The sequence below is a fragment of the Streptomyces ovatisporus genome (genome assembly GCF_042653885.1).
Lineage (GTDB): Bacteria > Actinomycetota > Actinomycetes > Streptomycetales > Streptomycetaceae > Streptomyces > Streptomyces ovatisporus.
In genome coordinates this window covers 530,836-553,287 of record NZ_JBHSFH010000007.1, presented here as the reverse complement: position 1 = coordinate 553,287, position 22,452 = coordinate 530,836, and the positions used below count along the sequence as shown (strand labels likewise).

Below are 22,452 nucleotides of genomic sequence, written 5' to 3'. Positions count from 1 at the left end.
GAGCCGGACGCGGCGACGTCAGGCCAGGTCGAAGCGGACGTCCACCACGCCCTCGACGGACCGCACCAGGCGGGCGAGAACAGCGACATCGCGGCTGTCGGGGAGTTCACCGCCGACGGTGGCGACTCCGTCCTCGACCTCCACCCTCAGGTCCGCGCCCGCGCCGGGCACGAGGCCGAACACCTCGCCCCTGATCTCCTCGGCGATCCGGTCATCCGGACGGAGGAAGGTCTTCAGCAGGTCCATCCGGCTGACGATGCCCACCAGGCACCCCTGGCCGTCGACGACCGGCAGCCGTTTGAGCCGGCGCCGCGCCATGGCCCGGGCAGCGGCGGCGAGCGGAACGTCCGCCCGCACGGACACAGCGGGGCTCGACATCAGATCGGCGGCGGTGACACCGGCGGACTTGCGCACCTCCTCCAGACGCTCCGGCGTCTCGTACAGGTGCGGCGGGTCGCTGCGGCGGGCCTCCTTCGGCAGCAGATCGGCCTCGGAGACCACTCCGACCACGCGGCCGTCGCCTTCGAGTACGGGGAGGGCGCTGACGTGCCGTTCCTGGAGCTTGTGGACGATCTCCTTGAACGACGTGTCCTGACTCACCGCGACGACGGCGTGGGTCATCACGTCACCGACGGTACGCGGGGCTCGCGTCGTCTCGTTCCCGCCTGCCGCCGGTTCTGCCGACGGCGTGACCGGCCGGGAACGCCCGGTCGCGCGCTGGGACATACGGTGCTCCGCTCTCTCGGTTCGAGGTCCGGAAGTGGTCGACCGGGGCCCGGCACCGAGGCCGGGACGGTTGGGCGGCCGCCTCCTCCCGTTGGCCACGCTTCCACCGTGACCGGCAGACCGCCGCCCGGCCAGGGCCGATGGTCCCCGGCCTGTCCCCGCGCACAGTCAGGACATACGCGGCGGCCACCGGGACACCCGGCAGGCGCCCGGCCGCTTCCGGCCGCTTCCGGCCGGGCGCCCGGAGCCCTGACCGACCGCCCGCCCGCCCGGAGGACCTCTATGGACGCCTGGACGTGGATGTACGAGGGCTACGAGCCGGACCAGGAGCGGCTGCGTGAGGCGCTGTGCACGCTGGGCAACGGGCGCTTCGCCACCCGGGGGGCCGCGGCAGAGCTGCCGGCCGGAGGCGCGCACTACCCCGCCACATACGCCGCCGGCGGCTTCAACCGCCTCGTCTCCGAGGTCTCCGGCGAACAGGTGGAGAACGAGGACATGGTCAACCTCCCCAACTGGCTCCCGCTGCGCTACCGCCTCGGTCCGGCGGGCGGCGAGCGCGGCGCGTGGCTCTCTCCCCGTTCGCCCGAGATGGTGGCGCACCACAGCCGGCTGGACCTGCGACACGGAGAACTGACCCGCTGCACCGCCTACCGCGACCCTGCCGGCCGTGAGCTGGAAGTCGAGGAGACCCGCATCGTCAGCATGGCTGATCCGTGGCTGGCGGCCACGCGTACCGTCTTCACCGCGCACGGCTGGTCCGGGCATCTCGACATCGAGTCGGCCCTGGACGGGGACGTGCGCAACGCCGGTGTCGAGCGCTACCGCGATCTCGCCGGCCGGCACCTGGGCGACTGGGAGACCGGGAAGAGCGAGTCAGGCACGCTCTGGCTGCGCTGCCGCACGACCAGCTCCGCTGTCGGCGTCGCCCTCGCCGCACGTACGACCGTCAGCCCGCACGCCGGACACGTGGACAGCGGAACGCCCGTGCTGAGCCCCCGCAGTGCTGCCGACAGACTGAGTGTGCCGATCGGTGAGGAATCCCGGGTGGCGGTCGAGAAGGCCGTCGCGCTGCACACCTCGCACGACCGCGCGATCAGCGAACCACTGCACGCCTCTGTCCAGGCCGCCGGCCACGCCCCCACATTCCGGCACCTGCGTGCCCAGCACCGCGCGGCCTGGCGCAGGCTGTGGAACGGCAGCCGGCTCGACGTGGCAGGGGAAACCGGACGCATCCTCCGCCTGCACCAGTTCCACCTGCTGCAGACCCTCTCCCCGCACACCGCCTCCCTGGACACGGGGGTACCGGCCCGCGGCCTTCACGGCGAGGCCTACAGAGGACACGTGTTCTGGGACGAGCTGTTCGTCATGCCCTACCTGGACCTGCACCTTCCAGAGGTCTGCCGGGCCCTGCTCGACTACCGGCACCGCCGGCTGCCGCAAGCCTGCCGCGCCGCCCGCGCCGCAGGGCACCAGGGTGCGATGTACCCGTGGCAGAGCGGCAGCGACGGCCGCGAGGAGGCCCAGACCCGGCACCTCAACCCGCACTCCGGCCGGTGGATCCCGGACCACTCCCGCCTTCAGCATCACGTCGGCTCTGCCGTCGCCTACAACGTCTGGCATCACGCGCAGGCCACCGGCGACCGCGGCTACCTCTACGGAAGGGGCGCCGAGATGATGCTGCACATCGCCCGCTTCTGGGCCGGCGCTGCCCGATGGGACGGAGCGGCGGAGCGCTACCGGATCACGGGAGTCATGGGCCCCGACGAGTACCACGACGCCTACCCGGAGGCCGCCGAGCCGGGACTCGCCGACAACGCGTACACCAACGTCGGCGCCGCGTGGGTGCTCACCCGTGCCCTGGAGCTGGTGGCCATGCTGCCGTCGCGCCGCCGGGGGGAGCTCTCCGAGCAGATGGAGCTGAGGCCGGAGGAACTGGAGCGCTGGGCGGACGTCTCGCGGAAGCTGCGCGTCCCGTACCACTCGGGTGTGATCAGTCAGTTCGACGGCTACGGGGAACTCGCCGAGCTCGACTGGGAAGGCTACCGAGCCAGGTACGGCAACGGGATGCGGCGCCTGGACCGGGTGCTGGAGGCCGAAGGGGACAGCGTCAACCGCTACCGGGCGTCCAAACAGGCCGACGTCCTCATGCTCGGCTATCTCTTCCCGCCGGCCGAACTGAGGGCGCTGTTCGACCGCCTCGGCCACCCCCTCGACGACGAGATCTGGCAGCAGACCTGCGATCACTACCTGCGCCGCACCAGCCACGGGTCGACCCTCAGCAGTCTCGTCCACGCCTGGGTGCTGGCCCGGGGACACCGTCCCGAGGCCTGGCAGCACTGCCGGGAGGCGCTCCTCGCCGATGTCGCGGACCTGCAGGGAGGCACTACCGGTGAGGGCATCCACCTGGGCGCCATGGCGGGCACCCTCGATCTGGTGCAGCGCGGTCTGACGGGTCTGACGGTCCGCCACGGCGCCCTGCACCTGGCTCCGGCGCCCCTGCCGCAACTGTCGAAGTCCGGCTGCACCGTTCACTGTCTCGGTCACTGGGGAATCGAGATCAGGGTGCGCAAGGACCGCGTGCACGTCTCCGTACCGGCGTCGGCCGCCGACCCTCTGCACGTGGTCGTGGGCGGACGCACCCATGCCGTGCCGCCGGGCCGGGCGCGGTGGCTGAACCTGCCACCGATGTGAGCCCGGCAGTCTGCTGCGGACGAGCGTCCGACGCGCAGTGCGAGTGGATCGCGACGCACATGGGCCTCGCCGGGGCAGACACGTGGGCCTGGCGGGAGCCCTCGGATCCGGGACCGTCGGCCCTCGCGATCGCACCCTTTCGGAGCTGGCCCGCGGGCCGGGACCGACCGATGCTGGACGTGGGGCGGACAGCAGCGAAGGAGCGTCCGAATGGCTTCACTCCGCGTACTCGTCGCATACAGCAGCAAGAACCAGTCCACGGCCGAGATCGCCTCGTGGATCGGTGCGGGCCTGCGCGAGCAAGGACTGCGAGCAGACGTCGCTGCCACCGAGGACGTGACGGACCTTTCGCACTACGACGCCGTGGTGCTGGGGTCCGCCGTCTACGTCGGGCGCTGGCGCCGGAGCGCGACCAGTTTCGCCCGTCGCCACCATCATCGACTCCTCCGGGTTCCGGTGTGGCTCTTCAGCAGTGGCCCGTTGGACCCGTCCGCCACGGAGGGTGAGCTTCCGCCGACTCCCGGGGTCGCTCGCCTCGCGAAGCGGCTCGGGGCGGAGGAGCACCGCACTTTCGGTGGCCGGCTGACGGACGGAGCCGGCGGATTCCTCGCAGGTCAGATGCTCAGGGAGAAGATGGGCGGCGACTTCAGGAACCAGCAGGAGGTACGCGCCTGGAGCGGGGACATCGCGTCCCGGCTGGTCTCTGAGCGAGAACCCATTTGAACGGCAGGACCGCGCCGGGAGGGCCCCTCGGGACAGGGCACCCGCCGACGCATGACCGGCCGACGCAATGACGGGTCGGCGCAATGACGGGCCGGCGCGAGGCAGGCCGTCAGGCGGCAGGGCGGGCACCCGCGCTGCGACGCCGGTGGCGGCGACGCAGTTCGTCCGTGCCCCAGACGATCACAGGAAACGTGGCGATGAGTGCCACGACCTCGACGGGCAGGGACGTGGTCCCGAAGATGCGCTGGACAGGGGGCACCCACACCACCACGGCGGTGAACACGAGCTCGAAGCCGATACCCGCAAGCAGCAGAGGGTTGGTGAACAAACCGACCTGTCGCAGGGAGGCGTGGTCGGTGCGCGCGGCGAGGGCGGTCCCGACCTGGCACATGACGATGCCGGCGAACGTGGTGGTGGTGGCCGTGAGATATGCGTGGTGCAGGTCGCTCCCGGGCCCTGTCGGATCTCCCGGTCCCCATCCGGCCCGCCACAGGACGTAGAAGAAGGCGCCCGTCACCAGTGCCGCGGACACCAGGCCCAGACAGGCCCACGCGCGTACGAGCAGGTCCTTGGTGATGACGCCGTGACCGCTCCGTCTCGGCGGCCCGGCCATCAGCCCCGGTTCGGCGGGCTCCCGGCCGAGGGCCAGAGCGGGCAGGGTCTCCGTGCCGAGGTCGATGGCGAGGATCTGCAGCACGGTCAGCGGCAGAGGAATGGCCCCGCCCGACAGTGCGAACAGCAGGAAGGGAACGACTTCAGGTACTGCGTGGGCGAAGATGTAAAGGATGAACTTGCGTACGTTTTCGTAGACTTGGCGGCCGGACTCGACGGCGGTGACAATGGTGGCGAAGTTGTCGTCGGTCAGCACCATGGTGGAGGCCTCGCGGGCCACGTCCGTGCCCGACTTCCCCATCGCCACGCCGATGTGAGCCCGGTGCAGGGCGGGGGCGTCGTTCACACCGTCCCCCGTCATCGCGACGATCTGCCCGTGGGCGCGCAACGCGTCGGCCACCCGGAGTTTGGTCTCGGGGGAGGAACGCGCGAAGACGACCTCGGTCCCGCCGGTGAGCAACTCGTCCAGATCGCTGTCGGTCACGGCCCCCGCGTCCTCGACGACGTGCAACTGCGGTGACCCGATCCCCACTTCGCGAGCCACTGCCGATGCGGTGCCTCCGTTGTCACCGGTCACGATGTGCACGCGCAGCCCCGCTTCGTGGCAGCGCCGGACCGCGTCGGCGGCCTCAGGACGTGGCGGGTCGTACAGTCCGACCAGCCCGACCAACTGCAGGCGCGTCTCGGCCTCTTCGCGTACCCGTGGGACAGGGCTCCCCGCAGGAAGCCTGCGGGTGGCGACAGCAAGGACGCGAAAGCCCTGTTCCGTCATGCGGGTGACGGCCGCCATGTGCGTCTGACGGTCCTGCTGTTCCTCGAGGCGGGGGAAGACCGCTTCCGGTGCCCCTTTCACGTAGATGACGAGGCGGTCGCCGCTTCGGCTGACGACGGACATCAGCCGCAGGCGGGGGTCGAAGCGGAAGAGCGCTTCTCTGCGGGCGTCACGCGCTCCGAGGTCGGGTGCCCGGCCCGGCTGAGCCGCACCTTCGACGAGCGCGATCTCGGTCGGGTCTCCCTGGAGGGCCCCGTCCTCTCCGGCGGTGACCGTGGTGCATTCCGCCATCGCGTCGGCGAGGGACTCGGTCCGGGAGCCGGATACGCCCCCTTCGGGCGTCCACGTGGTGCTCAGACTCATCCGGTTGCGGGTCAGCGTCCCGGTCTTGTCGGTGCAGATGACGTTGGTCGATCCGAGCGTCTCCACCGCACTGAGACGCTTCACCACCGCGCCGTTGCGGGCGAGAAGCCGCACGCCCAGCGCGAGCGCGAGGGTGATCGTGGGCAGGAGCCCTTCGGGAACGTTGGCCACCAGCAGCCCGACGGCGAACGTCAGCGCATCGGTCAGCGGAAGGCCGGCAGCCGCTCCCACCCCGAGGAAGGCCGTTCCCAGGCCGACGGCGACGGCCGCGATGAACCAGGCGACGCGCTTGACCTGCGCCTCCAGCGGGCTCTCCTCTCGGCGGGTTCGCTGACTGAGCGCGGCGATGCGTCCGAGTTCGGTGTGCACACCGGTGGCGAAGACGACAGCCTTCGCGGCCCCACCCACACAGGTGGTGCCGCTGAAGATCAGATTGGACTCCCGCAGCGGCGGAACACCAGGCTGTGACTGACCCGCCACTCGTTCCACAGGCTCCGACTCGCCCGTCAGCATCGACAGGTCGACCTCGAGCGCTCCGTCGGTCAGCCGCGCGTCCGCAGGTACCTTGACGCCTTCCTCCAGCACGATGAGGTCGCCCGGGACCAGCCCGGCCGCATCGACGGCATGCGGCTTGCCGTCGCGTACGACGTGCGCCTGGTCGGGCAGGTACCCGGTCAGGGCTTCCACCGCCCGCTCGGCCTGACGCTCCTGAAGCATGGCGAACCCGGCGTTCAGCACGATGACCGCCACGATCGCCATCGCCAGGACCGGCGTTCCGGCGACGAGCGCCAGCGCTCCCGCTCCCCACAGCAGCAGTGCCAGAGGATGCACGACCTGCCGCAGGAGTTCCCGCCAGAACCAGCCGTGGCGCTCACGTCGCACCTCGTTGGCGCCGTACACGGCCAGGCGCCGCGCCGCCTCCCTGCCGGAGAGGCCGGCTTCTCCCGTTTCCAGTTCCTTGCGCAGCAGTGACAGCGGCTCGCGCGGATCCACCGTGAGGGTGGGAACGTCCTCGTTCGTCGCTCGCTCCATGGCGTACCTTCACGGGCTCTGCGGGGAGTAACGGCCAGATCGTTCCGGCCGGGCGCCGATGGCAGCCCGGTCACTGGTCGGAGGGGCGGCGCACCGGCTGATCCCGATCAACGTAGTCCGGGGGCGGCCGCATACCCGGCAAGTACACGGGGGCGGCCGGTCCGGGACCGCGGGGTGGCGGCTGCGGGGCCGTCCTCAGGAGTTGATCACGGACGGCCGCAGTCCCGTCCCGTTGTCTGCGCGGCTCACGGCAGAGCCGCCGTACCGAGCGCGGTCTCGGCCCGGCCGGTCAGATGGCTACGGACCTTCACCACCCCGTCCACGCCCTGGCACAGGCGTTCCACCACCGCGATGAGATGAACGGGAGTGACCTCCCCGCGCAGGGTCACGCAGCCGTCCTCCACCTCGACGGTGAGCTGGCTGGCCGCGAGACCAAGGGTCCGTTCCAGAACGTCACGGGTGATCTCCTCGTGGATGGCGTCGTCCCGGCGGAGGAAGACGCGCACCAGGTCGGAACGGCTGAGGATCCCGACGAGCCGGTCGGCCTCGTTCACCACGGGCAGTCTCTTGACCTGCTTGTCCGCCATCACGCGGGCCGCCTCCACGACGTTCCACTCGGGGCGGGCCACGACGGGAGGACTCGTCATCAGTTCGTCCGCAGTGCCTGCCTCGCCGGGGGCGCGGCTGCCCGGCCGGGGTTCCCGCGAGGACAGCAGCCCCGCGGGGTCGGGTTGCCCTGCCTGCTTGCCCAGCAGGTCGGCCTCGGAGACGACGCCGACAGGGTGTTCGTCGTCGTCGACCACGGGGAGGGCGGTGATGTTGTACTCGGCCAGGATCTCGGCGATCTTCTTGAACCCGGTGTCGCGGTGCACGCGCACAACGGCGCGGGTCATCAGATCGTGGACGGTACGGTGCTGCATCGGCCGTCTCCCTCGCATCGCCCGGCGGTGCTGCTCATTCCCCCTCCCACGATCCATCGGCGGGAGCGAACCTGCCACAGCGGCTCGGGCGTAGAGGACCGGCCACTCGTCCGCCGGCGATGCGTCTCGGCGCATGCACGGAAACACGGAAAGGCGCCTACTCGTGGGCCACGACCGCGATCGGCGTGCGCACATGGTGCATGACCGCGTGGTCGACGGGACCCACGTGTGTTCCCGTGCGCGAGTGCCGGGCTCGTCGGCCGACCACCAGCATGGACGCCCCGGCAGCGGCCTCGATCAGCAGGCTGGAGGGCTGTCCCAGGACAGCGAGGTGGCTCAGAGGTACGTCCGGGAATTTCTCGTGCCAGGGGCGCACGGTCTCGGTGAGCCTCTGGTTCGTTTCGCGCTGAAGATCTTCCGTGATCTCCACGCCGACCGGGTACGAGGGTGTGGCGCCGAAGGCAGGAGGGAGCTGCCAGGCATGCAGGACGCGCAGCGGCGCGGAGTGCCGGGAGGCGGTCCGGAACGCGAAGTCGAGGAGTTCCTCGCAGGGGCGGCCGAGGTCCAGGCCGAGGACGACGTGGCCCTGCCCGTTCGCGGCCGTCCGTGCTGCGGCACCGGTTTGGGACGTGCGCGGTGTCTCCGGCTCGGCCGCGGGGCGGACCAGGACGACCGGACACGTGGCGTGTGCCACCGTGGCCAGGGCGGTGGAGCCCACGAGATATCCGAGAACGCTGCCCAGTCCCCGTGAGCCGAGAACGAGGAGACCGGTCCTGGCAGAGATGTCGCTGAGCACGTAGGACGGGCGGCCCGAGAGCATCATGACGGTGAGGCTCAGTTCCGGGAAGCGGTTGCCGAGGTCCTCAGCGACTTCGCATGTGACCCTCTGCGACCATTCCCGTTCTGTCTGGTCCGCGACGACCACCGGCGGACACGGGTACGGACCCGTGTCGCGGACCAGGACGAGTTGCAGCGGCACGTCACGGGTCAGCGCCTCGTGGGCCGCCCATTCGGCTGCGGCGACGCTCTCACGGGTTCCGTCGAGGCCGACGGTGACGGATGCGAACATGCCACACCTCCTCACACGCCCAGGCGTGTGCCGTCACTGTCAGGGTCCCTCACGATCGGCCGGGCGGCTTGAGCCCGGTGGCCGGAAGATCAAGGACCATCGTCCTGCTCTTCCGGGAGCTCCAGAACCTGCCGGCGGTCAGCCGGCCGTGTCGTCCGGCGGGCCGTATCCGCCACCGCCCGGGGTTTCCACCACCAGCACATCGTCCGGAGCCACCTCGGCGGAGTCGCAGCCCGACATGACAGAAGTGCTGCCGTCAGCGCGTTCCACGCGGTTCGAGCCGAGTGAACCCGGGTTGCCGCCCGCCATACCGTAAGGCGGCACGCGCCGGTGGCCCGAGAGGGTGCTCACGGTCATGGGTGCGCGGAAACGGAGCCTGCGTACCGCGCCGTCGCCGCCGCGCCACCGCCCGGCTCCACCGCTGCCGGCCCGGATGGCGAACTCTTCGACCAGGACGGGCAACTGCCATTCGAGGACCTCCGGGTCGGTGAGCCGGGAGTTGGTCATGTGGGTCTGCACCACTGGTGCTCCGGCGAACCCGTCGCCGGCACCGGAGCCGGAGGCGATGGTCTCGTAGTACTGATGCTGCTCGTTTCCGAAGGTGACGTTGTTCATGGTTCCGGAGCCTTCGGCCTGGATGCCCATGGCCGCGTAGAGCGCGCCGGTGATCGCCTGGGACGTCTCGACGTTGCCCGCGACGACGGCAGCCGGACGGACAGGCGCCAGCATCGAGCCCGGCGGGACGATGATCCGCAACGGTCTGAGACAGCCGTCGTTCAGGGGGATTTCGTCAGCGACAAGAGTCCGGAAGACATAGAGGACGGCAGCGGTCACCACTGAACTCGGCGCGTTCAGATTCGCATCGAGCTGTGCCGAGGTGCCGGTGAAGTCCACTGTCGCTGAACGGTGTTCGCGGTCCACCGAGACCCGCACGGAGATGACTGCGCCCGAATCCGTCTCGTAGTGGTATTCGCCGTCCTCGAGAGCGTCGATGACCTTGCGCACCGATTCCTCGGCGTTGTCCTGGACGTGACGCATATACGCCTGCACGACGTCCAGCCCGAAGTGACGGATCATCTTCCCGACCTCCTCGACACCTTTGTGGTTGGCGGCGATCTGTGCACGGAGGTCGGCGAGATTGGTCGTCGGGTTGCGGGAGGGGTACGGCGCCTCGGTGAGGAGCCGCAGTGTCTCTTCCTCACGGAGTCTGCCGTTCTCGACGAGCAGCCAATTGTCGAAGAGCACGCCCTCTTCGTGGATCTCCCGGCTGGTCGCCGGCATGGATCCGGGGGTCAGACCGCCGATCTCGGCATGGTGTCCGCGTGAAGCGACGAAGAACAGGATCCGCGCGTCGGCGGGATCCGCATGGCTGTCGCTCTCCTCGAAGGCCGGGGTCACAACGGTGACGTCCGGCAGGTGTGTGCCGCCGTTGTACGGGTCGTTGACCGCGTAGGCGTCCCCCGGCTTCATCGTTCCGGCCCGGCGCCGGATCACTTCCTTGACCGTCGTGCCCATCGAGCCGAGGTGCACGGGGATGTGCGGTGCGTTGGCGACGAGGTCGCCGTTCGGGTCGAAGAGGGCACACGAGAAGTCGAGTCGCTCTTTGATGTTGACGGATTGCGCGGTCGATTCCAGACGGGCACCCATCTGCTCGGCGATGGACATGAACAGGTTGTTGAAGATCTCCAGAAGAACGGGATCGGCCTCCGTTCCGACGTCAGCCTCCTTGCGAGCGGCGACGCGTTCGACGAGCAGGTGCCCCATGGACGTCACGGTCGCGCGCCATCCCGAGTCGACGAGCGTGGTCGCGTTGTCCTCGGTGATGATCGCTGGGCCCGTCACCGAGTCACCGGGGCGAAGGGACCGACGACGGCGGAGCGGCACGTCACGCCATGCCTGGCCCGTGTAGAGGGGCGCGGTGCGGTCGGGCTCCGCGGTCGCCGTCGCCTCACCCAGATCGCTCAGGTCGGGCTGCTGCGAAAGGCCGACCGCCTCGACCGAGAGGGACTCGACGATGACCGGACGGTCCATGAGGAATGAATAGGTGGCGCGATGGCTCGCCTCGAATTCCTCGGTCATCGCGTCCGGTCCGCTGAGTTCGACCGGCACTGTGGTGTCGGTCCCGTCGTAACGCAGATGGGCGCGGCGCGTCACCCGGATGTGCTCGGCGCTGATGTCCTCGTCGCGGAGTTCGGCGCGTGATGCCGATTCCAGGTCACCGGCAACCGCGTGGATCCGCTCCATGTGCTTCTCCTCGAGTGAGAGCTCCACGGACTGCTCACGCATCGCTGTCGTGTCCGCCAGGCCCATACCGAGAGCGGACAGCACACCGGCCATCGGCGGCACGAGGACGGTGCTGATACCCAGGGAGTCGGCCACTGCGCACGCATGCTGGGCACCGGCTCCTCCGAAAGTGGTCAGCACGTACCGCGTGACGTCGTGGCCCTTCTGGACGGAGATGCGCTTGACGGCGCTGCCGATGTTCGCCACCGCGATCTGCAGGTATCCCTCGGCCACCTGCTCGGGAGAGCGACTGTCGCCTGTACGTGCCTGGATGTCCTCGGCCAGGGCGGCGAACCGTCGCCGGACGGTCCCGCGGTCGAGCGACTGGTCGCCCTCCGGGCCGAAGACGTGGGGGAAGTGGGCGGGCTGGATGCGGCCCAGCATCACATTGGCGTCGGTCACGGTCAGCGGGCCGCCGGCCCGGTAGGAGGCGGGGCCCGGGTGGGCACCGGCCGAGTCCGGACCGACCCGGTAACGGCTGCCGTCGAAGTGCAGAACCGACCCGCCGCCCGCGGCGACCGTGTCGATGTCCAGCATCGGAGCCTGCAGACGGACGCCCGCCACCTGCGTGGCGAACACGCGCTCGTAGTCGCCTGCGAAATGGGACACGTCGGTGGACGTGCCGCCCATGTCGAAGCCGATCACCTTGTCGAAGCCCGCCAGTCGGGACATGCGCGCCATTCCGACGATGCCGCCGGCCGGGCCGGAGAGGATCGCGTCCTTCCCGCGGAAGTGCCCCGCTTCCGCAAGGCCGCCATTGGACTGCATGAACATCAGCCGCACGCCCTGCATCTGTTCCGCGACCTGCTGGACGTACCTGCGGAGGACCGGCGACAGATACGCGTCGACGACAGCGGTGTCGCCGCGCGGCACCACCTTCATGAGCGGACTGACCTCACTCGACAACGACACCTGAGGGAAGCCGATCTGTTCGGCGAGCTCTCCGACGGCGTCCTCGTGGGCCGGGTGCAGGTGACTGTGCAGGCACACCACCGCCACAGCGCGGACGCCGTCGTCGTAGGCACGCCTCAGGTCCGCGGCCAGGGGGTCGAGGTCGAGGGGGAGGAGTACCGTCCCGTCCGCGGTGATGCGCTCCTCCACCTCGACGACTCGCTCGTACAGAGCGTGAGGCAGCGTGATCGCCCGGTCGAAGATCCGAGGCCGGTTCTGGTAGCCGATACGCAGCGCGTCACGGAAGCCACGTGTGATCACCAGTACGGTCCGCTCGCCCTTGCGTTCCAGCAGAGCGTTGGTCGCCACAGTGGTGCCCATTCGCACTGCCTCGACCTCGCCGCTCGGGACGTCCTGGCTTTCCCGCAGGCCGAGAAGCGCGCGGATTCCCGCCACTGCGGCGTCGTCGTAGCGGGCTGGATTCTCCGACAGAAGCTTGTGGGTCAGCAGTGCGCCGTCAGGGCGCCGAGCCACGATGTCGGTGAAGGTTCCGCCTCGGTCGACCCAGAACTGCCACCGTGCACCAGCACCGTTCGTCACTTCCGCTCCATTCCGTACGTCCGGCGGGTAACGGCCGGGACGGCAATGTCCTGCCGGACGGGGTCCACCCGGACTGCAGCACCTCATAAAAAGGGCAGATACTGAAGAAAGGGACACCCTCTCAGACGGGAGGTGCCCATGACACCCACGACGGTGGGGGTCTGCAAGGAGACCGTGACGGGCGAGCACCGAGTCGCTCTGGTGCCCGGCGACGTGAGAGCACTCACCGCCACGGGCCTGCGCACGCTCGTCGAAACAGGTGCTGGGAACTCGGCCGGTTTCCCGGACCGCGCATACCAGGACGCCGGGGCTCGGACCGTGAGCAGGGATGCGCTTCTCGGTGACTCGGATGTGCTGGTGAGTGTCCGGGCACCCAATCTCGGCGTGGGGCAGCACCTTCACCGCGGACAGGTGCTCATCGCTCTCCTGGAGCCGTCGGTGATCCCTTTCCAGATGCGCCGCTGGGCAGACGACGGCGTGAGCACGGTCAGCATGGATCTCGTGCCGAGCGGACGGGACTTCGCGCTTCCGACGGACGCCGTCGCCTCCCGGGCACGACGGCCGACACGACAGCCCGACGCGGTCGTCCAGTCCTTCGACGCCGACCCCCGCGCGCGTCCCGCGCAGATCCCGGCCGCGGCTTCGGTCGCCTGGTCACGGAACATCGTGGCGCTACTGGCCCGCATGCGACGGGACGGTTCACCGGTCATCGACCTCTCCGACCCCGTTCAAGCCGCGATGGTGGTCACCCACGACGGGCTGGTCCTCCATGAAGCCGTGTGGCAGATCATTCTGGAGGAGACGGCCCTTGCCGGTCTGCCGTGAGCCTCATCCACGTCTCTTGCCGCCGTGCAGGTTGCCGCCGTGCAGGCTGCCGCCGTGCAGGTTGCCGCCGTGCAGGTTGCCGCCGTGCTGGACGATGTCCTGCCTGACGCGTGCAGCCACACCCGGCACCGCGCCTGCCACGCCGGCCGACAGCCCGGTGCCGAACCCGGTGTCGGCGATCTCGACGCCGTAGATGACGAGCCGCGGCGGCAGGCGGTCGAGGACGCGGGCCAGCCGGACCGCTTCACTGATCCCCAGGCCGTGAGAGCTGGCCGCGAAGGCCGGCCGCACAGCGTCGTCGACGTCCTCCAGTCGGTGCACCCGTCCGGGAGCCGGCCTCCTCGTACGGGCGGCGTCCACGATCACGGCAAGGCCGGCACCCTGCCAGAGCGTGATCAGGCGGGCGGGCTCCCCGTCGCTCACATGGAGCCCGAGGGAGTGCGGCAACAGCCCGTGACCGGCTTCTCGCACGAGCCGTGCCACTACGGCCGGGCCGACGCCGTCATCGCGGCGGTGACTGTTGCCCACTCCGAGGACGACGGTCCGCGAGGGGACTTCTCGTGGGCTCACCACTCCACTCGTACCGCCCGCCCACGCAGGTCCGGGCTGTCTCCCCCGTCGCCGCCACCGTCAGGGGTGACGGCAGGAGCCCGACTGGGCCCACCGCCATGGTCGGGAGCCTTCCGCGGAGGGCCGCACTCCCATACTGACCGCGGCCGGCTGGAGATGCGGGAGGTGAGTCACGGTGGACGACACCGAGGCGAGCGCGGTGATCGACAAGGACGGGCTGGACGCACTCATCGCCCTGCTGGCCGGAGACGGGCGCACCGTGATCGGGCCGACGCTGCGGGACCAGGCGATCGTGCTGGACGAAGTCGGGAGCGGAGCCGACCTGCCGTACGGGTGGGGCGTGGAACTGGAGGCCGGGCACTACCGGCTGCGCCCTCGCGCGGACGGAGCCGCGTTCGCGCACAGCGCGGGGCCCCAGTCGTGGAAGACGTACCTGCACCCGCAGCGCGAGCGGCAGTGGACCGCCGACGTCACGGCGGACGGCGACCTGGTGGTGACGGAGGAGACGAGCGCACCGCCGTCGTACGCGTTCCTGGGGGTACGGCCCTGCGACCTGCGGGCGATCGCCATCCAGGACCGCGTGCTCGGCGGCGGCCCGCACGCCGATACCCGGTACGCGGCGCGCCGCAGGCGGGCCTTCCTCGTAGCGGTGGAATGCACCGAACCGGGCGCCACGTGCTTCTGCGTCTCCATGGGGACGGGACCGGCTGCCGGACCCGGCTACGACCTGGCGCTCACCGAGGTGATCGACGGCCGCCACCACCGTTTCCTCGTCCGTGCGGGCAGCGAGGAGGGCGAGAGCGTCCTGGCCCGGCTGCCGCACGCCCCGGCCGACGAGGCGACAGCCGGCGCCGCCCGGACGCTGGTCGACGAGGCCGCCGGCCGGATGGGCCGGACCATGCCGGAGGTGGACCTGCGCGCCCTGATGGGGGAGACGCTGGACGCCGAACGCTGGGAGGACGTCACGGCACGTTGCCTGACCTGCGGAAACTGCACCATGGCCTGCCCCACCTGCTTCTGTACCAGTGTCGAGGACGTCACCGATCTGACCGGGGAGCACGCGGAGCGGTGGCGGCACTGGGAGTCCTGCTTCGACGTGGAGTTCACGCATCTGCCGGCGGGGCCGGTTCGCGCCTCGCCGCTCAGCCGCTACCGGCAGTGGCTGACGCACAAGGTCGGCACGTGGCACGACCAGTTCGGAAGCTCGGGATGCGTGGGCTGCGGACGGTGCATCGTGTGGTGCCCCGTCGGCATCGACATCACCGAGGAGGCCCACGCGCTGCACGCCGAGCGGGCCGCGGGAGCCGTCGGCGAGGTACAGGGATGACCCCCGGGCGGCGCGGTCTCCTCGACGCACTTCCGCCGGTGCACCGTGGCTGGCTGCTCGGCTTCGCACACGAGGTCACCCTCCCGGCGGGAATCCGCGTCTTCGACGAGGACGGCGTGGCCGACCGGTTCTGGATCCTGCGCAGCGGGCTCGTGGCGCTCGACGTGCACGTGCCCGGCCGCGGACCGGTCGTCGTGGAGACCCTCGGGGACGGCGAACTGCTCGGCTGGTCCTGGCTCTTCGAGCCGTACCGCTGGCACCTCGGGGCACGCACCCGCAGCACGACGGACGCCTGGGAGTTCGACGCTCCCCGCGTGCGTGCCGCCATGGACGACTCCCCGGCGGCCGGGCTCGCACTGTTCCGCACCATCGCCGACCAGGTCATCGGCGAGCGACTGCGCGCGGCACGCACCCGGCTGCTGGACCTGTACGGAAACAGCCCCGCCGGCGCCGGGCAGGGCTCCGGCAGGCAGGGAACGGTCCAGTGACCGTCCTGGCCCCCGAGGCCGTCCCCGCGAGGCCGCCGGTTCCGTACCGCGTAGCAGAACGGACGCGCGAGACCCCGGACACGTCGACGATCGTGCTGGAACCACTGCGCGCCGCTTTGCCGCCCTTCTCGCCCGGACAGTTCGCCATGGTGTACGCCTTCGGGGTCGGAGACATCCCGCTGTCGGTCTCCCGGATCGAAGAGACGCGGTTCGCCCACACGGTCCGTACCGTCGGAGCGGTCTCCGGCCGGATCCACAGGCTGGAGACCGGTGCAACGGTGGGCGTACGGGGGCCCTTCGGCGTCGGCTGGGACTTGTCCGCCGCAGTGGGCCGGGATCTACTCGTCGTCGCCGGCGGCCTCGGTCTGGCGCCGCTACGTCCCCTGATCACGGCCGCACTCGCAGATCCGCGACTGTACGGACGGCTGAACGTCCTGATCGGCGCCCGCTCCCCGGGGGACCTCTGCTATGGGGCGGAGCGGGAACGGTGGCGGGCTGCCGGTGCCGGCGTTCTGACCACCGTGGACCGCCCTGACGACACCTGGCGCGGCGATGTCGGAGTGGTGACCGGGCTGCTCAACCGGGCCGCCTTCGACCCCGGCCAGGCCGCGGCGTTCCTGTGCGGCCCCGAGGTGATGATGCGCGCCACTGCCCGCGAACTCGTCAGACGTGGAGCCGCGCCGGAGCGGATCCAGCTCTCCCTCGAACGCACGATGCACTGCGGCACCGGGCACTGCGGTCACTGCCAGCTCGGTCCGCTGCTGCTGTGCCGGGACGGCCCGGTGATCGACTGGACAGCCGCCGAACCTCTGCTGAACGTACGAGAGCTGTGAGGGAACGAGGTGCCGAGGAGGTGACGGGCGACGTGACGGGCGACGTGACTGGCGAGCCGGGCGCGACGGGCGAGCCGGGCGAGAAGCAGCGCCGGCCGCGGCTGGCAGTCTGGAAGTTCGCCTCGTGCGACGGCTGCCAGCTGACCCTGCTGAACTGCGAGGACGATCTCCTCCCCCTGGCCGACCGGGTCGAAATCTCGTACTTCCAGGAGGCGGTGAGCGCTCCTGACGAGGGGCTGTACGACCTCTCGCTGGTCGACGGTTCGATCACCACCCCCGAGGACGCGGAGCGGGTGCAGCATGTGCGAGCGGTATCGCACCGTCTCGTGACCCTCGGCGCGTGCGCCACCTCGGGCGGCATCCAGGCGCTCCGCAACTACGCCGACGTGGCCGAGTTCCGCGCCGTCGTGTACGCCCGCACCGAATACATCGACACTCTCGCCACCTCCACCCCCATCAGCGCACATGTCCCTGTCGATTTCGAACTGCGCGGCTGCCCGATCGACCGCGGACAACTCCTGGAAGTCGTCACCGCGTACCTCGCGGACCGCACACCGAACGTGCCCGCCCACAGCGTCTGCTTCGAGTGCAAGAGGCGCGGCACCCCGTGCGTGACCGTCACCGGTGGTGTCCCCTGCATGGGGCCGGTCACCCACGCCGGATGCGGGGCTCTCTGCCCGGCGTACGGGAGGGGCTGTTACGGCTGCTTCGGCCCGTCGGACTCGACGAAGTTCCCGGCCTTCGTTCCCCTGCTGCGCCGTGACGGCATGGCGACCCTCGACATCGTCCGTCTCCTGCGGACTTTCAACACCGGTGCACCGGAGTTCGACCGGGCCGCACGGCATGAGGAACTCGGGTGACGGCCCCCCGGTCGAAGGAGCTTCGGCTCGGCGCCCTCACCCGTGTCGAAGGCCAGGGCACGCTGCGTCTGCGACTCCACGGCAACCAAGTGGCGGCAGCGCAGTTGAGCATCTACGAGCCGCCGAGGTTCTTCGAGGCGTTCCTGCGCGGCCGCTCCTACACCGAGCCTCCGGACCTCACTTCCCGCGTCTGCGGCATCTGTCCGGTCGCCTACCAGATGAGCGCATGCCGGGCGTTGGAAGACGCATGCGGCGTCACCGTCGACAGGCGGGTGGCGGCGCTGCGCAGACTTCAGTACTGCGGCGAGTGGATCGAGAGCCACACGCTGCACATCTACATGCTGCACGCGCCGGACTTCCTCGGCTGCACCGACATCGTGGACCTCGCCCGGCTCGGGAGGGGGGAGGTGGAGCGCGGCCTTCGCCTCAAGGAGGCCGGCAACGCCATCGTCGAGCAACTGGGCGGCCGCTCCATCCATCCGATCAACGCGCGCCTGGGCGGCTTCCATCGCGTCCCCGCTCCCGCCGAGATCCGCCCGTTGCGGGAGAAGCTGCTGCGGGCACGGGACGACGCGGAGGCCACAGTGCGCTGGGTGGCCGGGTTCGACTTCCCCGACGCCACGAGCGACCATGATCTTCTGGCTCTCGCCGAGCCCGGCACGTACGCCGTCGAGTCCGGCACACCCACCGTGCTCCCGTCCGACGGGGCGGTGGACGGGCCCGCGCGAACCGTACGCAGTTTCCCGCTCAGTGCCTTCGGCGAGCATGTGAGGGAACATCAAGTCCCGTACTCCACGGCCTTGCACTCCCTGCTCGACGGGCGGCGCCACCTGACCGGCCCGCTCGCCCGGTTCGCCGTCAGCGGCCGCTGGCTGCCCCCTGAGATCCGTGAGCTGGCGCGTGAGGCCGGACTCGGCGACCCCGGGGTGGGAGCGGTGTGCCGCAACCCGTTCCGCAGCATCGTCGTACGCGCCCTCGAAGTGCTCTACGCCGTGCATGAAGCGCTGCGCATCCTCGCGGCCTACGAGCGGCCGCCGAGACCGTCGACAGCGGTTCCCGTCCGGGCGGGAACCGGCCACGGTGCCACGGAGGCACCACGCGGCCTGCTCTACCACCGCTACACCCTGGATGCCGACGGCACCGTCACCGATGCCGTCCTCGTGCCACCCACGTCCCAGAATCAGGCAGCCATCGAGGAGGACGTCCGCCGTCTGATCCAGCAAGGTCTGGACTCCGGGTCCGCCGCGGACGAAGAGCTGGCCGGTCTCGGCGAACGCGCGGTCCGCAACCACGACCCCTGCATTTCCTGCGCGACCCACTTCCTGCGAGTGACCGTGGATCGCGTCGGCTGACGGGCGGTCCGGGCACGCCGTGCGGCGCGGCGGCCCGGCCCTCGCTCCCGGAGGTGCAGGACAGCGCGGTTGCGCTCAGTGGCAGCCCGCCACATCGTGGGACGAGACCGCTCTTTCTGCTTCCTTCCACGACGGGGAGGGCACTGCGAGCAGCTTTCGGCGCCCGGTCCGGCGCGGACGGCCCCACCACTCCATGACCATCCTTCCGGGAAGGGCGGCGTCGCAGGACTCCCCCGTCCCGCACACCTGACACCGGCTCGCACCTGGCAGCGGAGAGGACTCGGCGGTGGAGATGAGCAACGACGTGGTCGTCGGAGTCGACGGTTCCCCCTCAAGCCTGACCGCCGCGGAGCAAGCCGCCGTGGAAGCGTCCCTGCATGGCGTCGGTCTGCATCTCGTGCACGTGCAGACCTGGCTGTCGGCCCCTCCCGGCCCGGGTACGAAAGTCTACGAACCTCTGGAGGAGGCGCTGGAGAGGGAGGCGGAGAGCTATCTCGCCGAAGCAGTGACGCGGGCTCGTGCCGTCGCACCCGGCGTCGAGGTCACCGGCACCGTGATTCCCGGTGAGGTGCTGCCGACGCTCGTCGAGCTGTCCCGGTCGGCGTCGCTGATCGCCGTCGGCAGCAGAGGTCTGGGCGGCTTTTCGGGGCTGCTTCTGGGGTCCGTCGCGGTGCACCTTGCCTCTCACGCGCACTGTCCGGTCCTGATTCTTCGCGGCACGGCGGACCCGTCGAGTCCGATCATCGTGGGCGTGGACGGTTCCCCCGCCAACCGACGGGCGATCGATTTCGCGTTCGCCGAGGCGTCGCTCCGGGAAGTGGATCTCGTCGCGATGCACGTGTGGTCCGAATGGACGGTTCCGCCCTCGCCGCCGCCGGACAAGGCGATGGCATACGCCAAGAAGCCCGGCGAGCTCCGCGAGGAGGAGGAAGCGCTGCTTGCCGAAGCGCTCTCAGGGTGCTGCGAGCAGTATCCCGACGTGCGCGTGAAGCTCCACTCCGTGCGCGGGCGCACACGGGAGGAACTCCTTGCCGCGAGCAGGAACGCGCGGATGCTGGTCGTCGGCGCACGGGGGCGCGGCGGATTCACGGGAATGCTTCTCGGCTCGGTCAGCCAGGCGGCGCTGCACCATGCTCACTGCCCTGTCGTCGTGGTCCCGCACGAGCGCGGCCACCTTCTTGGACACGGCTCGGGCGCCGACGCGGAGGCAGCCTGAAGAGACCGCGTACGCGTCCGGAAGGTCTGCGGTCTCCAGCAGCCCTCGGTCCGGCCGGGCCTGCTGTCGGTCGGCGTCCCCGTTTCAGGCTCCGCCGTCCCGCCCGTCCGCGTCCCCGGTCACGTTCCCGTCCGCGTCCCCGGTCACGTCCCGCTGGTAGATGTCGGGGATGTCGTCGGCGTTCGCGTCCACGTTCTCGGCCTCCCACAGCCGGCGGTAGATCCGGTCGCGGCGCTTGAGCAGCACCGCGGCCAGCGCGGCCGCGAGCAGCGAACCCACGAGGACGGCTGTCTTGATGTGCTGCGCGTCGGCCGGGTCGGGGAACGCGAGTTCGCCGATGAGAAGGGACACGGTGAAGCCGATGCCCGCCAGCATCGCGAGGGCCAGGACGTCGGCCCAGGTCAGGTCCGGGTTGAGCCGCGCGCGGGTGAAGCGGGCGGTGAGGTAGGTGCCGACGAAGATGCCCACGGTCTTGCCCACGACCAGTCCCAGTACGACGCCCAGCGGTTCGGGACGGGTGAAGACCTCGCCCAGTCCGCTCAGCGAGATGCCGACCCCGGCGGCGAAGAGAGCGAACAGCGGCACCGCGATGCCTGCGGAGAGGGGGCGCAGCAGGTGCTCGGACCGCTCTCCCGGTGAAGCCGTCTCCGCCTTCCGGCCAGGCGCCTCCCTGTCGCGGGTGGTGCGCAGTACGAGTCCCATGGCGACGCCGGCAACCGTGGCGTGGATGCCGCCGTTGTACGTCAGCGCCCAGATCGCGATGCCGAGCGGTACGTACCACCACCAGCCGCGTACCCGGAACCGCTGCAACAGGTAGAAGACGACGAGTCCCGCCACGGCGCCGGCCAGTGCGGGCAGGTTCAGGTCACTGGTGAAGAAGAGGGCGATGACCAGGATGGCGCCCAGGTCGTCGACGACCGCGAGAGTGAGCAGGAAGGCCCTCAGGGCGGAGGGGAGGTGAGTGCTGAGGACGGCCAGTACCGCCAGTGCGAAAGCGATGTCGGTGGCCATCGGCACCGCCCACCCTTCCGAGGAGCCGTCTCCGGCTGCGACCGTGGCCACGTAGACCGCAGCGGGCACCGCCATGCCGCATGCGGCAGCGACCACCGGCAGTGCCGCTGCCGCAGGGCTGCGCAGCTGGCCCACCACCAGCTCACGCTTGAGTTCGATGCCGGCCACGAGGAAGAACAAGGTGAGGAGACCGTCGGAGGTCCAGTGGCCGACGGACAGGTCCAGCCCGAGGGCGGGGATGCCGAAATGGAAGTTCCGGGCGGCTTCGTAGCCGTCGCTCCAGGGGGAGTTCGCCCACACCAGCGCGACGACGGCGGCGGCCAGCAGGGCGAGCCCACCGATCGTCTCGGTCCGCAGGGCCTTGGCGACCGCCGTGCGTTCGGGCCAGGACAACACGCTCAGGAACGTGGGCCGTTCACCACGGGAAGCGGGGCACATCAGCAGGCTCCAAGTCGTCGACGGTCGGACACAACGGTCCCCAGTCGCCGACCAGACTTCCCGGCACACCCCGCGCACTCCGGCGCGTCCCGCACACCCTATCGGGAGGGACCGTCGGCGAGTCCTCGTGGTTCGGTACCCGTGCCCCGGGACGGCCGGTGAGGCGGAAGTCAGCAATCAGCGAGGTCGGAAGATTGCCGGGAACCGGACATGCAGCCTCCGCCACGGGACGGCAAGGATGCGTTTCGAGACAGACCAGTACATGGCGGCAGAAACCAAGCCGGCCGCAGAGCCCGACCCAGTAGAAGCGATACACATTGGCACGTCACGAGAGAGTGAGTTCGCGCAGCGGCACGTCCCTTCCGCTGCCGCGGGTGCCATCGACCGACTACGAGGACACCGACGCCCGGCGGATAGACCCCGCGCCTCTGGCACACCTCCTCGCCTCCTGGTCCAGCACCGGTGACGGCTCACCGGTCGCCGACGAGCGGGCAAGGCTGCTGGCCGAGGACGAACACGACGGTCCGGTCCACCTCGTGCGCCTCGTCGCGGCGATCGAATCAGCCGCTCGCCAGACCGGAGGCAGTCTCGCCCGTCTCACCGACACCCCCGCGGTGACGGCCACTTGTGGCGGAACGCTCCATCACTTGGTCGAAGTGCTCCACGGGGGCGGCCTCCGAGCAGCCACTGCCGCCGCCCGCACACTGGACAGTCACTCCCGCTACTTGATCCTGACAGCACTTCGCCCCTACTGGCACGCGCCGCTGCGAGCGCTGTCCAGGCGGCTCCACGACGCGGACGTCATGCCCCCCAGGAGCCCCTGGCGGTCCTGAACCGGTGGCGGCGGCCG

At 70.3% G+C, this 22,452-nt stretch carries 17 protein-coding genes; 10 read left to right on the top strand and 7 right to left on the bottom strand.

Features of this window, described 5'->3' with window-relative positions; translation table 11 throughout:
- Window positions 1–18: 18 nt before the first annotated feature.
- On the bottom strand, window positions 19–621 hold the full coding sequence (locus ACFPA8_RS16230; protein ID WP_386449487.1) for a CBS domain-containing protein: 603 nt from the start codon (window positions 619–621) through the stop codon (window positions 19–21).
- Between the two features lie 387 nt (window positions 622–1,008).
- Between ACFPA8_RS16230 and ACFPA8_RS16225 the strand changes: the two genes are divergently transcribed.
- Both ACFPA8_RS16225 and ACFPA8_RS16220 read left to right on the top strand, forming a co-directional pair.
- Entirely contained in the window at window positions 1,009–3,417 is a 2,409-nt protein-coding gene (locus ACFPA8_RS16225; RefSeq protein ID WP_386448870.1) for a glycoside hydrolase family 65 protein, read from the top strand.
- Window positions 3,418–3,627: 210 nt separating this feature from the next.
- Complete coding sequence (locus ACFPA8_RS16220; protein WP_386448867.1) at window positions 3,628–4,140, top strand: flavodoxin domain-containing protein; 513 nt, start codon at window positions 3,628–3,630, stop codon at window positions 4,138–4,140.
- A 109-nt stretch (window positions 4,141–4,249) separates the two neighbouring features.
- On the opposite strand, the gene ACFPA8_RS16215 is transcribed toward ACFPA8_RS16220, so the two are convergent.
- The 4 genes from ACFPA8_RS16215 to ACFPA8_RS16200 all read right to left on the bottom strand — a co-directional run bounded on the left by ACFPA8_RS16215 (window position 4,250) and on the right by ACFPA8_RS16200 (window position 12,682).
- Window positions 4,250–6,919, bottom strand: a complete 2,670-nt coding sequence (locus ACFPA8_RS16215) for a cation-translocating P-type ATPase (protein WP_386448864.1) — start codon at window positions 6,917–6,919, stop codon at window positions 4,250–4,252.
- A gap of 245 nt (window positions 6,920–7,164) precedes the next feature.
- Window positions 7,165–7,839, bottom strand: a complete 675-nt coding sequence (locus ACFPA8_RS16210) for a CBS domain-containing protein (protein ID WP_386448861.1) — start codon at window positions 7,837–7,839, stop codon at window positions 7,165–7,167.
- A 157-nt stretch (window positions 7,840–7,996) separates the two neighbouring features.
- Window positions 7,997–8,908, bottom strand: coding sequence for a universal stress protein (locus ACFPA8_RS16205; protein WP_386448858.1), 912 nt, complete (start codon window positions 8,906–8,908; stop codon window positions 7,997–7,999).
- 138 nt (window positions 8,909–9,046) lie between these two features.
- Window positions 9,047–12,682, bottom strand: coding sequence for a hydantoinase B/oxoprolinase family protein (locus ACFPA8_RS16200; RefSeq protein ID WP_386448855.1), 3,636 nt, complete (start codon window positions 12,680–12,682; stop codon window positions 9,047–9,049).
- 138 nt (window positions 12,683–12,820) lie between these two features.
- Here ACFPA8_RS16200 and ACFPA8_RS16195 point away from each other — a divergent pair, with 138 nt between their 5' ends.
- Entirely contained in the window at window positions 12,821–13,507 is a 687-nt protein-coding gene (locus tag ACFPA8_RS16195) for a Rossmann-fold NAD(P)-binding domain-containing protein (protein ID WP_386448852.1), read from the top strand.
- Window positions 13,508–13,510: 3 nt separating this feature from the next.
- Here the strand turns inward: ACFPA8_RS16195 and ACFPA8_RS16190 are convergent, their stop codons facing one another.
- Window positions 13,511–14,077, bottom strand: coding sequence for a hydrogenase maturation protease (locus tag ACFPA8_RS16190; protein WP_386448849.1), 567 nt, complete (start codon window positions 14,075–14,077; stop codon window positions 13,511–13,513).
- 175 nt (window positions 14,078–14,252) lie between these two features.
- Between ACFPA8_RS16190 and ACFPA8_RS16185 the strand changes: the two genes are divergently transcribed.
- The 6 genes from ACFPA8_RS16185 (at window position 14,253) to ACFPA8_RS16160 (ending at window position 20,153) form a co-directional block, all read left to right on the top strand.
- Entirely contained in the window at window positions 14,253–15,404 is a 1,152-nt protein-coding gene (locus tag ACFPA8_RS16185; RefSeq protein ID WP_386448846.1) for a 4Fe-4S dicluster domain-containing protein, read from the top strand.
- On the top strand, window positions 15,401–15,892 hold the full coding sequence (locus tag ACFPA8_RS16180; protein WP_386448843.1) for a cyclic nucleotide-binding domain-containing protein: 492 nt from the start codon (window positions 15,401–15,403) through the stop codon (window positions 15,890–15,892). The genes ACFPA8_RS16185 and ACFPA8_RS16180 overlap by 4 nt, the downstream gene beginning before the upstream one ends.
- Window positions 15,889–16,725, top strand: a complete 837-nt coding sequence (locus ACFPA8_RS16175) for an FAD/NAD(P)-binding protein (RefSeq protein WP_386448840.1) — start codon at window positions 15,889–15,891, stop codon at window positions 16,723–16,725. The genes ACFPA8_RS16180 and ACFPA8_RS16175 overlap by 4 nt, the downstream gene beginning before the upstream one ends.
- 101 nt (window positions 16,726–16,826) lie before the next feature.
- On the top strand, window positions 16,827–17,585 hold the full coding sequence (locus ACFPA8_RS16170) for an NADH-quinone oxidoreductase subunit B family protein (protein WP_386449485.1): 759 nt from the start codon (window positions 16,827–16,829) through the stop codon (window positions 17,583–17,585).
- On the top strand, window positions 17,582–18,937 hold the full coding sequence (locus ACFPA8_RS16165; RefSeq protein WP_386448837.1) for a Ni/Fe hydrogenase subunit alpha: 1,356 nt from the start codon (window positions 17,582–17,584) through the stop codon (window positions 18,935–18,937). The genes ACFPA8_RS16170 and ACFPA8_RS16165 overlap by 4 nt, the downstream gene beginning before the upstream one ends.
- A gap of 292 nt (window positions 18,938–19,229) precedes the next feature.
- Entirely contained in the window at window positions 19,230–20,153 is a 924-nt protein-coding gene (locus tag ACFPA8_RS16160; RefSeq protein ID WP_386449483.1) for a universal stress protein, read from the top strand.
- Between the two features lie 84 nt (window positions 20,154–20,237).
- On the opposite strand, the gene nhaA is transcribed toward ACFPA8_RS16160, so the two are convergent.
- Window positions 20,238–21,602 (bottom strand): Na+/H+ antiporter NhaA, encoded by a 1,365-nt coding sequence (gene nhaA, locus ACFPA8_RS16155; RefSeq protein WP_386448834.1) that lies wholly within the window; start codon window positions 21,600–21,602, stop codon window positions 20,238–20,240.
- Window positions 21,603–21,976: 374 nt separating this feature from the next.
- On the opposite strand from nhaA, the gene ACFPA8_RS16150 reads away from it, so the two are divergent.
- A complete protein-coding gene (locus ACFPA8_RS16150; RefSeq protein ID WP_386448831.1) occupies window positions 21,977–22,435 on the top strand; it encodes a hypothetical protein in 459 nt (152 codons plus the stop codon).
- Window positions 22,436–22,452 lie beyond the last annotated feature (17 nt).